The sequence below is a fragment of the Aquimarina hainanensis genome, assembly GCF_042684685.1.
Taxonomy (GTDB): domain Bacteria; phylum Bacteroidota; class Bacteroidia; order Flavobacteriales; family Flavobacteriaceae; genus Aquimarina; species Aquimarina hainanensis.
In genome coordinates, this window is sequence record NZ_JBHULX010000039.1 from 867160 (window position 1) to 879645 (window position 12486).

Genomic DNA, 12486 nt, shown 5'->3' on the forward strand with positions numbered 1-12486 from the left:
ACACGAAAATACTATAGTTTACTTTGGTATCATAAGAAAAAGAAAGAAAGTTACAATTGTAAAACTCTTCCTTGTTTACAACTGTAAAACACCTGTATTTACAAATGTAAACCAATGTGTTTCGATTAGTTGTTTAGTATTGTAAACAGTGGTTTATGACAAAAATATTTTACAACAAAAGCTTTATTAAAATACTTTCAATTAATTAATTTCTAGATATTTAAGTGTTATCATATAAATTTATAGTTTAACACTGTAAAATTCTTTTTTACAGGGTTTACCATTTGTAAACACTCTTTTGTTTATCTTTGTAAACATATAACTTTTAAACTGTAGTTTACAATGGTAAACAGTGAAGATTTCTCAAAAAGATTGGAAGAATTAATGAATTATTACGCACTGTCAGCTTCTGCTTTTGCGGATTCTTTATCTATAGGACGTTCTTCTATTTCTCATATTCTCTCAGGAAGAAATAAACCGAGTTTGGATTTTGTTTTAAAAATTACGGAGCGTTATAACGAGGTTGAGTTGGAGTGGTTACTTCAGGGAAAAGGAACTTTTCCTGCTAGTAAACAAACTGCCCCACCGGTAACGAGCTCCCCTCCTGTTTCCGTTTCTCCACAGGTTCCTGCTGAAACAGCAACTGACACAGCTCAGGATTTATTTTCAGAACCAGCATCGACACCAGTCGTAAACACACCTGTACATGCCCCCACTGCTCCCTCTTCACATCAAGTGCCTGATACATCTGCTCCTGTAGAGGCTATAAAAAAAGCAATCGTTCCTTTTAGTAATGATATTGATCGAATCGTTATTTTCTTTTCTGATGGGACCTTCACCTCCTATTGTCAAAAAAAATCTCAATAATTTTTTTCAGCATTCTTGTATTTTTTCTGGAAATAGATTTATTTTCGTTCAGCCTTATTATTCATATATGAAGCCAATCGCTTTTATCTGCATTTTTTTAATGCTTACCGGATGTTATCAACAAGAGAGAAATTGTAAAAAATTTCAAAACGGGACATTTGAGTTTGAAACATACCTCGACGGGGAACTCGCCAAAACCCAATTCATCAGAAATGATTCTATAGAAATTGATTTTTTTCTTGGCAAAAGTGACACTTCCAGTGTACGCTGGATAAATGATTGTGAATATATCGTCAAGAAACTTCATCCTAAAAACAGATCTGAAGAAAAGGCTATTCATATGAAAATTTTGACAACCGATGGAGATTCCTATACTTTTGAATACGGACTTGTCGGGTCGTCGACAAAACAACGTGGAACCGCTAAAAAAATAAAATAATGTTTGACATTTTATCATCCCCGGATGCATGGGGAGCCCTGGTTACTTTAACCTTCCTGGAAATTGTATTAGGAATAGACAATATCATTTTTATATCTATTGCTTCTAGTAAGCTAGAAAAGACACAACAAAAAAAAGCCACTAATATTGGATTATTCCTGGCTATGATTATGAGAATTGTATTGTTATTCGGTATTTCTCTTCTGGTAGCGATGGAAGCTCCATTCTGGCATATCAACCTCCCCTGGTTAGAAGCGGGAATTAGTGGTCAGGCACTTATACTATTTGGAGGAGGGATTTTCCTTCTTTATAAAAGTGTACATGAAATCCACGAAAAAGTGGAAGAAAAAGGAGAAGAAGAAAAAGAAGTCAAGGCAAAAAGCTCTAATTCATTATCACGAGCTATTCTTCAAATCACTCTGATTAATATTGTTTTTTCATTTGATTCAATCCTGACAGCTGTAGGAATGACAAGCGGTCTTAGCGAAAATCCTAATGATGCGTTGATCATCATGATTATCGCTGTCGTTTTATCTGTTTTGGTTATGATGATTTTTGCTGTACCTGTCGGACGTTTTGTCAATAAACACCCTTCTGTTCAAATTTTAGGTCTTTCTTTCTTAATCCTGATAGGGTTTATGCTTATCACAGAAGCTGCCCACCTGGCTCATTTCAAAATTTTTGATGAAGAGATTGGTGCAATTCCTAAAGGGTACCTGTATTTTACCATTACCTTCTCTCTATTTATTGAATTTTTAAACTTTAAGCTGAGAAAAAAGAACAGTCAATAAATTTTAACATATACCGGGAATACCAAAACCCGTCATACAATATATTTAAAGCTAGTATACTATCAGATACTAGCTTTTTTGTTTTGCTTCGCCTCCCCTGTTCTTCTTTCAATTTCCTGTAGTATAATTTGCTGCTCAATTTCCTTAATAGTATATTTATCGAAATCACCTATGTTTTGACAAACGAGTTATATCAAAAAGCGATCAAATTTGCAGGGGAAAAACACGCTACGCAAAAAATTCCCGGATCTGAGGCAAATTATCTGGTTCATATTTCTAATGTCGCTATGGAAATCCTAATGGCATATAGTGCACAGAAAAATTTCAACATCGATCTCGCAATTCAGGCAGCAATTTTGCACGATGTAATCGAAGATACTGACACCACCTATGAAGAGGTAAAAAAGAATTTTGGAGGTTCGGTAGCAGATGCTGTATTAGCGCTGACCAAAAATGTGAGCCTTCCTGATAAACGGGATCAGATGAAAGATAGCCTATCCAGAATAAACAAGTTATCAAAAGAGGTAGGCATGGTGAAACTCGCAGATCGAATCACCAACTTACAATCCCCTCCTCCTCATTGGAAAAAAGAAAAAATACAGGCATATCATGAAGAAGCAAAATTAATTGCGGATACATTGACAGAAAAAAATACTTATCTTATGACTAGATTACTAGAAAGAATAGAAGCATACCATCAATATCTATAAATCTTTTTTGTAACGAATACTATCTAATTATAATCTTCTTAAAATTATTAATAAATCTAACCCTTTAAAAAAATGGATGATTTACAAAAAATCATGCAAGAATACTACACTGTTCTTGACCAACAAAAATTTGTAGAAGACACCCTTGATTATTCTATATTCGAAAATCAAATTCCTTTTTTGGACCAAATGGCAAAAGTAAATAATAGTGGAATTACTGTTTTTGACCTTTTTCAGAAAAGACATATTTATTCTTCACGTAACTTACAGGATATTTTTGGATATGATACCGAAAAAGTAAAAGATACGACTAATGAATACAGTAATTCCAGAATACATCCTGATGATTTAATGCAATTAACCGCACATGGTATTGCTCTATTAAAATTCATGTATTCCATCGCCCCGGAAAAAAGAAAAGACTATAAACTACAAAATGAATACAGGGTCCTCAACCACGAAAATCAATATGTTCGTGTTATAGAACAGCATATGGTCTTAGAATTAGATACGCTTAATAATTTTTGGCTGGCTCTTAATGTTATGGACGTATCTCCCAACCAAGAAAGTTATCCCGGAATCAAAAGTCAATTGATAAACAGTAAAACTGGTGAAGTTTCTTCTGTAAAAGAACAATTTCTTAAAAACAATACTACAGATCTGCTCTCTAAGAGGGAATCTGAAATTCTAATTTTGGTAAAAGAAGGTTTTTTGAGTAAAGAAATATCTAATAATCTATCAATTAGTATTCATACAGTAAATACACACCGTCAGAAAATACTCAAGAAATTAGGAGCGAACAATTCTTTCGAAGCAGTTGAATATGCCTCCCGTTTAGGCTTAGTATAATATAAATACTGATTAATCAGTATTGCGGTTCCTTATAAAGAAAGATAGTTTTGATATCAAAAAAGTAAATGAATATTAAAGCTTTCTTTCTTTATGTACTACTCTTTGCTTTGGCTCCATATTGTGTTTTTTCTCAAGAACTTACACAAAACATTAAGGGAACCATCATTGACGAAGTTACCCAAACCCCGCTACCCTTTGCTACAGTAGTATTAGTCGGTACAGATCCTGTTATCGGAACAACCAGTGATATTGATGGTCAATTTTTGTTTGAAGATATTCCTGTAAAACGATATGATATTCAGGCTTCTTATGTAGGATATGAACCTGTTATTATCCCTGAAGTTTTAGTAACCAGGGCTAAAGAGGTGGTACTGACATTCAAACTAAGAGAAATGGCTGCCAGCTTAGACGAGGTGGTTATCAAACCGAGAATCCAAAAAGAGAAGGCATTAAACGCCATGGCTACTGTTAGTGCCAGAATGCTCAGCGTAGAAGACGCTAATAAATATGCCGGAGGATTTGATGATCCGGCACGACTTGCTTCTGCTTTTGCTGGAGTAGCCAGTAGTGTCAGTAGTAATGCAATTGTGATTCGTGGAAATGCTCCCAAGTTTCTACAATGGAAAATTGAGGGGATAGAAATTCCCAATCCTAATCATTTTGCAGATCTCAACTCTTTTGGAGGCGGTGGATTAAGTGCTTTAAGTAGTAACTTACTGGCGAATTCCGATTTCTTTACCGGAGCTTTTCCCGCAGAATATAACAATGCCCTTTCTGGTGTGTTTGATATTCGTATGCGATCAGGAAACAGTGGTAAGCATGAACATAGCGTACAATTAGGATTGATTGGAATCGACGTGGCTTCTGAAGGTCCTTTAAGTAAAAACAGCAAGGCATCTTACCTGTTTAATTATCGATATTCTACTCTTAGCCTTATCTCTCCTATTCTTCCTGAAGGAACAGAAGGAATAAATTATCAGGATCTGGCCTTTAAATTTAAATTTCCAACCAAAAAGGCCGGTACTTTTTCTCTTTGGGGAATCGGACTCATCGATAAATCCGGGAATGAAATAGAAGAGGTTGTTGCCGATCGTCAGTATTATGATGATATCGAAAATGAAGATGCCAGACAATACATGGGAGCTGCCGGAATCAATCACAAGATTATGCTCTCGGATAAAAGCTTTCTTAACTCTACCCTAGCGATAACAAATAATGGGCTGGATATAGAAACAGACCGGTTAAACAATGCTCAGCATCTGGTACCTCAAAGTACGATTGATAATCGCTATTATAACATTGTTTTTAAATCATTTATCAAAACAAAGTTTTCTAAAAAGCATGCTAATAAAACCGGGGTTACTGCCACCAGAATGACCTATGACTTATCGCTTAAAGATGCTCAAAATACAGGGGACCCGCTAAATACCATTGTTTCTGAAAACGGATCTAGTAACCTGCTGGCTTTCTTCTCTAATTCCAAGTTTTCTGCACAAAACTTTACCCTTAACCTCGGTATAAATGCTCAATATTTTACCTTAAATGACAATTATACGATAGAACCGAGAGTCGGACTTGCTTATCAACTGCACAAAAACCATGAACTGAGTATCGGATATGGATTACACAGTAGACTGGAACCTATTAATTTCTACTTTATAAAACCACAAACTGCTAATGCTGCTGTGACGAATAAAGAGCTTGATTTTACAAAAGCACATCATTTTATTCTTGGATATGACTGGAATATTAATGAGCACTTGCACCTAAAAATAGAACCTTATTATCAGTTATTATATGATATTCCTAGTATAGAAAACAGTAGTTACTCACTTTTAAATTTGCAAAATGACTGGTTTATTACCGATACTTTTACCAATTCTGGAGAAGGAAAAAACTACGGAGTTGATGTAACTCTGGAACGGTATCTCGATAATGGACTATACTATATGTTTACCGGGTCTATATTCGAATCAAAGTATAAAACTGATCTAAACGAATGGTATAATACCCGATTTAATAAAGGATACTTAGTAAACGCTCTAATCGGAAAAGAGTTCCCTATGGGAAAAACCAAACAAAATATACTGGGAGTAAACCTGAGAGTAGGACTTCAAGGAGGAGAAAGACATTCTTTAGTTGATGAAGAAGCTTCTCTAAATGCAGAGAAGGTAATTTATGATGAGACCACTCCATTTACAGAACAGGTTGATCCTTCTTTGGTTTCTCATATCACTGTCAATTATACTTGGAATAAAAAGAAATCATCTCAACAATTGTCACTAAAAATTATAAATGCGAATAAAAGTGAAGAATTTTTCGGACATCGCTACAATTTTAAACATCAGACCGTAGATGAGCAAAATGAAACCATCATGATTCCTAATATAAGCTATAAACTCTCTTTTTGATTTTTTACATATACCCTGAGTGCTGTCTATGTTGAATTGCAATAAGCCTATTTGACGCAGGCGGCACTCCTTCTTAAGCTTCTGAAATAATTTTTCTGAGAGGAATCGGCATCTCTACCCCTTCTGCCAGAAAGCGCTTATGTATATTTTCTTTCAGTTTGCATTTCATTTTAAACTCTTCAAAAGGTTCGGTTATCCATACATAAGCACGAACATGAATATAGGATTCATGTACATCAATCACCCGTACTTCTGAAGCATCTTTTACTTCATTACTAAAATCCGCAATGTATTCCAGTTTATTCGCCTCCTCCAAAATGATTTTTCGCACCAGATCCAAATCTGCATTAATCCCCACTTTAAAATTATTAAAACTCAAAACCTTACTATCCTCGATTGTATGATTCAGGATAGATTCTGTACTAATAATGGAATTAGGGATAATTAATCGTTTATTCTCAAAGGTATTTATCACGGTATGTCGAAGCGTGATATCCACAACAATACCTACTCGCTCCAAATCCAATTTTATATAATCCCCAATTCTGAAAGGCTTGAAGATAACGATAAACATCCCCGCAATAAGGTTAGAAATCGCTGCCTGCGCTGCAAAACCTATAATTGCTGCAAGAATTCCTGCCCCTGAAAAAATTAAACCTGCTTGTCTTCTTAGAAAAGGTACTGTGCCTATTACAATAATAAAGGCGATTATAAAAAATATAAATCGCACCGAATTACTGACAAATCGCAAGCTGGTCACACTATACCTGGATTTTTGCTCTTTTTTATTCAGAAAAAGCATCAGCATTTTCCTGAAAACTATTGAAATTCCCCAGCTAATAAAGAAAATAATGAAACTGTATAGAATAATACCTTCTATACTATCTACATCTATATATTTTTTAATAATCTCTGTCAAAACATCACTTCTTTATGGGATATTCACTCCCTGAGATTCTACTATTCCTAGATCGTATCAAAAGACTTTTTCTTTCTAAAAAAGAGAAGTTTGCTCTCCATTATCTTCAGAAAAATCATCATCAAGCTCTATTGTTTCTCCATTTGCTGCTCCTGCCGCTTCATCTTCTGTAGCTTCTTCCGCATCAGGAACATCTGCTTCCTCTTCCGGCAATTCATATGGCAATGGATCCAGCAAGTTTATCTGTTTTATTTTTTCTGTTGTCAACTGATTCCCTAATGCTTTTAATCCTTTGATAGCAATAAACTCTTCCAGGTTTACTTCCCAGTTTGGTTTTTGGTCTTTTCCTCTGATTTTAGAATAAACTACTTCGGCAATAGGTCTGTAATCCGTAGAAACGATCTCCATTCTCGATTTTGGATGGTCTGTAATAAACAGATCTTCTCTGTCAGCACTTTCTATCAGGAAACGTTTCACATAATACCGTTCTTTATCCCCCTCCCAATAAATAGCTGAAATTGGCTTTTTAGGTTCCCACTTTTCTAATACAATCATATCAGAATCAAAATGCAAGGTCATTTCTGGCACTAAGGTTTTGATATATCCTTTCTGAGTAACAATTAACAAGCGGTCCTCTCCTTTAAATTCTCCTAACAACTCTCCTCTTCCATCAACATTTAATCGCTGTACCGTATCATCAAACCATATTTTTCTCGGTTTTAAGGTAGAAACTCCTTGTTCTTTTAATTCTATTCGTTTGATATTATACTTAGTTACTACATTCCCTTTTACGCCTCTTCCTTTGATCAACAAATCGGCAAAGTTAAGGTCGAATTTCAGTTTTTTGATACTTCCTGCTTGTCGTAATAAAATGGTTACTACTTCAGCTTCTCCATTTGGATTTGCAGAAAAATAAGTAACCTTAGAACCTTTTTTTCCTTGTGTAAGATCGTATTCTTTATCTCTGGTTACTCCTGTTACTGCGAATCGTTTCACATAGGATGTACCTCCTCGCCCATCCTGATAGATCATATTATAGATGGTTCGTTTATCTTTTTTCTTAAAGACTGCTACGTGAATAATATCCTTACCGACAAAAGTTTTGGAATCAACTCGAGTAATCATCATTTTTCCTGACGCCATAAAACAAATTACATCATCAATATCCGCACAATCTGCAACATACTCATCTTTCCGAAGAGAAGTCCCTACAAATCCTTCTTCTCTGTTCACATAGAGTTTAGTGTTTCGGATTACAACCTTAGTTGCTTCGATATCATCAAATATCTTCATTTCTGTTTTTCGCTCTCTTCCTTTTCCGTAAGTATCTTTTAATCTTTGGAAATAAGAAATCGCGTATGCTACCAGATGTTCCAAATTGTGTTTTACCGCTGCAATATCTTCTTCTAATGCCTCGATACGTTGCTGTGCCTTATCAATATCAAATTTTGAGATTCGCTTGATTCGGATTTCTGTAAGACGAACAATATCTTCTTCTGTAACATCTCTTTTCAGATGTGTTATATGTGGTTGCAGCCCTTTATAAATAGCAGATATAACTCCTTCCCAGGTTTCTTCTTCTTCTATTTCCCGGTAGATGCGGTTTTCTATAAAAATTCGCTCTAAAGAAGCAAAATGCCACTGTTCCTGTAATTCATTTAATTGAATTTCTAGTTCTTGCTTCAATAATTCTACTGTATTATCAGTAGACCTTCGAAGCATTTCTGATACCCCAATAAAATTAGGTTTATTATCTTCAATTACGCATCCCAAAGGAGAAATTGATACCTCGCAATTCGTAAATGCATACAATGCATCAATTGTTTTGTCAGGAGATATTCCCGAAGGCAAGTGTATCAATATTTCGACTTCTGCCGCAGTATTATCTTCTATCTTCTTGATTTTTATCTTGCCTTTATCATTTGCTTTAAGAATAGAATCAATCAGAGAAGTCGTAGTGGTAGAAAAAGGAATTTCTGTTATGACCAGGGAATTCTTTTCGTGCTGTGCTATTTTAGCTCGTACTCTCGCTTTTCCTCCTCTATTCCCATCATTATAGTTTGTAAAATCCGCAATCCCCGCAGTAGGGAAATCCGGATATATCGTAAACTTTTTCCCTTTCAGATGTTTTATAGAAGCATCGATTAATTCTATAAAATTATGAGGCAATACTTTGGTACTCAACCCTACTGCAATTCCTTCTGCTCCTTGTGCTAATAGTAAAGGGAATTTTACCGGTAAGTTTATAGGTTCTTTTTTCCTCCCATCATATGACAATTGCCAGTCGGTAACTTTGGGATTGTACACAACATCCAATGCGAACTTAGACAATCTGGCTTCGATATACCTGGAAGCAGCCGCCCTGTCTCCTGTGAGAATGTTCCCCCAGTTTCCCTGCATATCGATCAATAAATCTTTTTGACCAATCTGCACCATCGCATCTGCGATACTGGCATCTCCATGTGGGTGATACTGCATCGTATGCCCGACTATATTGGCAACCTTATTATACCTACCGTCATCCAGGTCCTTCATAGAATGAAGAATCCTTCGTTGTACAGGTTTTAACCCATCTTCGATAGCCGGAACAGCACGTTCCAGAATTACATAAGAAGCATAATCCAGGAACCAATCTTTATACATTCCGGATACCTTGGTTATCACTTCTTGTTGCTCTTGATGCTCCGAAGATTCTGAAGGGTTATATAATTCTTCGTGTTCGTGTTCGTTTTCTATATCCATATACTATAATGCCCTCACTTTAATAATTATGCTTCATCTTCCGGGGTATCTAATTCCACTTTTAGATTATCAATGATAAACTCTTGTCGCTGTGGTGTATTCTTACCCATATAGAACGACAATAACTCTTCTATTGACTTATCTTGATCCAACATTACAGGATCTAATCGTATATCATCTCCGATAAAATGTACAAATTCATCAGGAGAGATTTCCCCAAGTCCTTTAAATCGTGTTATTTCAGGTTTTCCGGATAGTTTATTGATCGCTGCAATACGCTCTCTCTCGGAATAGCAATAAATCGTTTCTTTTTTATTTCGTACCCTAAAAAGTGGTGTTTGCAATATATACAGATGTCCTTCTTTGATCAGCTCCGGAAAAAACTGCAAAAAGAAAGTTATCAATAATAAGCGTATATGCATTCCGTCGACATCGGCATCGGTAGCGATCACAATATTGTTATATCGCAAATCTTCCATTGATTCTTCGATATTGAGCGCCGCCTGAAGCAGATTAAATTCTTCATTTTCATATACAATCTTTTTAGTCATATTATAACTATTCAAAGGTTTCCCTCTAAGACTAAAAACCGCCTGCGTATTTACATCTCTTGATTTCGTAATGGAACCACTCGCCGAATCTCCCTCCGTAATAAACAAGGTACTCTCCAGGTTTCTTTCTTTTTTACTATCCGAAAGGTGAATTCTACAGTCTCTTAGTTTTTTATTGTGTAAGCTTGCTTTTTTAGCTCTGTCTTTCGCTAGTTTCCGAATTCCCGAAAGCTCTTTTCGCTCTCTTTCTGCTTGTAGTATTTTGCGCTGTAGTTTTTCTGAAGTCTCCTGATTTTTATGTAAGAAATTATCGAGATCTCTTTTTACAAAATCATTGATATACGTACGCACAGTAGGTAAGTCTCCTCCCATCTCCGTAGACCCTAATTTTGTTTTTGTCTGACTTTCAAAAACGGGCTCCATCACCTTAATGCTGATCGCAGAAACTATTGATTTTCTTATATCACTCGCCTCGTAATTCTTTCCATAAAATTCGCGAATTGTTTTTACTACTGCCTCTCTAAATGCTGCCTGATGGGTTCCTCCCTGGGTGGTGTTTTGCCCATTGACAAAAGAGTGGTACTCCTCGCTATACTGAGTCTTACTATGCGTTAGGGCAACCTCTATATCATCTCCTTTGAGGTGAATAATATCATACAGTCTGTCTTCTTCCTTGATACTTTCTGATAATAAATCCTTTAATCCATTTTCCGAAAAATACCTTTCTCCATTAAAGACAATGGTCAACCCCGGATTCAGGTATACGTAGTTTTTCAGCATTTTTGCTACATACTCTAACCTGAACTTGAAGTTCTTAAAAATCGTTTCATCAGGAACAAAAGATACTTTGGTTCCTCTCCTTCTGGAGGTTTCGTCCAGGCTCTCCTGATTCGTCAGGTTTCCTTTTTCGAATTCTGCCGAAGCTGATTTTCCATCCCTGGTTGATTCTACTCTAAAATAGGTGGATAATGCATTTACTGCTTTGGTACCGACTCCGTTTAGTCCTACCGATTTTTTAAATGCTCTGGAATCGTATTTTCCTCCGGTATTCATCTTTGATACCACATCGACAACTTTTCCTAATGGAATTCCACGTCCGTAATCTCTGACAATCACTTTGGTACCTTGTATGGATATTTCAATTATTTTACCGGCTCCCATCACATATTCATCGATAGAGTTATCCAGTACTTCCTTGATCAAAATATAAATCCCATCGTCTGCCGATGAACCATCTCCCAACTTTCCTATATACATCCCGGGACGCATTCGAATATGCTCTTTCCAATCCAGGGATCGTATATTATCCTCTGTATACTTACTTTTTTGACTCATATATTTTTAGGTAGAATGCTTGCTAATATAAGGTTTCACCTAAAGAATTAAAATAGTGTTCTTACAAAGTAATTAACAATTATTCCCTCTTTTTTGTTGATTATTTGAAACAGAATATCTTACCTTTTCCCGCATTACTTTCTACAAATAAAAAACTAAAAGTCTCCTTCATTATTGTCTTTCTTTTACTACCTTAGTTTGGTACTAGAGGAGCAACATTGTTTGTTGTTACAAGCCGATTCTTTTTTTACTGAGTATGCAATATTATAATTAGTAGGAATACCGGTAGTATCAAAAATAGTATTCTCCTAATTTTATTAATCCTTTAATTTCACACATAATCATGAGTATCACCCTAAAACAAGCCGAAAAAATTATTGAAGTTGCCAAGCAAAAATCTATTGACTTAGACACAAAGATGAATATTGCTATTGTAGATTCTGGAGCGAATCTATTGGCATTCGTGCGCATGGACGGAGCCTGGATTGGTTCTACTGATATTGCTCTCAAAAAAGCAAAAACAGCTCGTTTATTCGATATGAATACTGGTAATATCGGTGCCTTATCCCAGCCCGGAGGCACTCTGTACAATATAGAACATTCTAATAATGGACTGATCACTTTTCCTGGTGGAGTTCCTATCAAAAATCAGGAAGGAGATGTCGTTGGTGCTATTGGTGTTAGTGGTAGCACTGTAGAAAATGATCACGCCGTAGCAGAAGCAGGAGCTAATGCATATAGCACTGCTCCGGTACTACAATAGAAACGTTCGCTAATAAATAGTAAAAACCCCTCAGGTATGATCAATGCTTGAGGGGTTTTTAAGTATTCTCCTGATCATCAAATGAAAATATTTAATTTTTAGTCAT

Annotated in this window: 10 protein-coding genes; 7 read left to right on the forward strand and 3 right to left on the reverse strand. The window is 35.8% G+C overall.

All coding sequences use genetic code 11. The features are described from left to right. Window positions 1-342 precede the first annotated feature (342 nt). From ACFSTE_RS19735 to ACFSTE_RS19760, 6 genes are all read left to right on the forward strand, one after another. The gene (locus ACFSTE_RS19735; RefSeq protein WP_378255283.1) at window positions 343-867 is read left to right on the forward strand and encodes a helix-turn-helix domain-containing protein; all 525 of its coding nucleotides are present in this window, start codon (window positions 343-345) and stop codon (window positions 865-867) included. Between the two features lie 67 nt (window positions 868-934). Next, the gene (locus tag ACFSTE_RS19740) at window positions 935-1306 is read left to right on the forward strand and encodes a DNA topoisomerase IV (protein WP_176029950.1); all 372 of its coding nucleotides are present in this window, start codon (window positions 935-937) and stop codon (window positions 1304-1306) included. Continuing rightward, on the forward strand, window positions 1306-2097 hold the full coding sequence (locus ACFSTE_RS19745) for a TerC family protein (protein ID WP_176029949.1): 792 nt from the start codon (window positions 1306-1308) through the stop codon (window positions 2095-2097). Before ACFSTE_RS19740 ends, ACFSTE_RS19745 begins: the two co-directional genes overlap by 1 nt. Window positions 2098-2273: 176 nt before the next feature. After that, entirely contained in the window at window positions 2274-2807 is a 534-nt protein-coding gene (locus tag ACFSTE_RS19750; protein WP_176029948.1) for an HD domain-containing protein, read from the forward strand. 72 nt (window positions 2808-2879) lie between these two features. Further along, window positions 2880-3656 (forward strand): LuxR C-terminal-related transcriptional regulator, encoded by a 777-nt coding sequence (locus ACFSTE_RS19755; RefSeq protein WP_176029947.1) that lies wholly within the window; start codon window positions 2880-2882, stop codon window positions 3654-3656. A 68-nt stretch (window positions 3657-3724) separates the two neighbouring features. Beyond that, entirely contained in the window at window positions 3725-6070 is a 2346-nt protein-coding gene (locus ACFSTE_RS19760) for a TonB-dependent receptor (protein WP_378255286.1), read from the forward strand. Window positions 6071-6143: 73 nt separating this feature from the next. On the opposite strand, the gene ACFSTE_RS19765 is transcribed toward ACFSTE_RS19760, so the two are convergent. From ACFSTE_RS19765 to ACFSTE_RS19775, 3 genes are all read right to left on the reverse strand, one after another. Further along, entirely contained in the window at window positions 6144-6989 is an 846-nt protein-coding gene (locus ACFSTE_RS19765; protein ID WP_176029945.1) for a mechanosensitive ion channel family protein, read from the reverse strand. A 75-nt stretch (window positions 6990-7064) separates the two neighbouring features. Next, entirely contained in the window at window positions 7065-9731 is a 2667-nt protein-coding gene (locus ACFSTE_RS19770; RefSeq protein WP_176029944.1) for a DNA gyrase/topoisomerase IV subunit A, read from the reverse strand. 26 nt (window positions 9732-9757) lie between these two features. Beyond that, entirely contained in the window at window positions 9758-11617 is a 1860-nt protein-coding gene (locus tag ACFSTE_RS19775) for a DNA topoisomerase IV subunit B (protein ID WP_176029943.1), read from the reverse strand. 343 nt (window positions 11618-11960) lie between these two features. Here ACFSTE_RS19775 and ACFSTE_RS19780 point away from each other — a divergent pair, with 343 nt between their 5' ends. Further along, window positions 11961-12380 carry a GlcG/HbpS family heme-binding protein gene (locus ACFSTE_RS19780; RefSeq protein ID WP_176029942.1) on the forward strand — a complete coding sequence of 140 codons (420 nt, stop codon included), beginning with the start codon at window positions 11961-11963 and terminating at the stop codon, window positions 12378-12380. Window positions 12381-12486 lie beyond the last annotated feature (106 nt).

Bases quoted from the DNA above. Each gene is read 5' to 3' on its own strand.
- ACFSTE_RS19735 (WP_378255283.1), top strand. From the start codon at position 343: ATGGTAAACAGTGAAGATTTCTCAAAAAGATTGGAAGAATTAATGAAT.
- ACFSTE_RS19740 (WP_176029950.1), top strand. From the start codon at position 935: ATGAAGCCAATCGCTTTTATCTGCATTTTTTTAATGCTTACCGGATGT.
- ACFSTE_RS19745 (WP_176029949.1), top strand. From the start codon at position 1,306: ATGTTTGACATTTTATCATCCCCGGATGCATGGGGAGCCCTGGTTACT.
- ACFSTE_RS19755 (WP_176029947.1), top strand. From the start codon at position 2,880: ATGGATGATTTACAAAAAATCATGCAAGAATACTACACTGTTCTTGAC.
- ACFSTE_RS19760 (WP_378255286.1), top strand. From the start codon at position 3,725: ATGAATATTAAAGCTTTCTTTCTTTATGTACTACTCTTTGCTTTGGCT.
- ACFSTE_RS19770 (WP_176029944.1), bottom strand. From the start codon at position 9,731: ATGGATATAGAAAACGAACACGAACACGAAGAATTATATAACCCTTCA.
- ACFSTE_RS19775 (WP_176029943.1), bottom strand. From the start codon at position 11,617: ATGAGTCAAAAAAGTAAGTATACAGAGGATAATATACGATCCCTGGAT.
- ACFSTE_RS19780 (WP_176029942.1), top strand. From the start codon at position 11,961: ATGAGTATCACCCTAAAACAAGCCGAAAAAATTATTGAAGTTGCCAAG.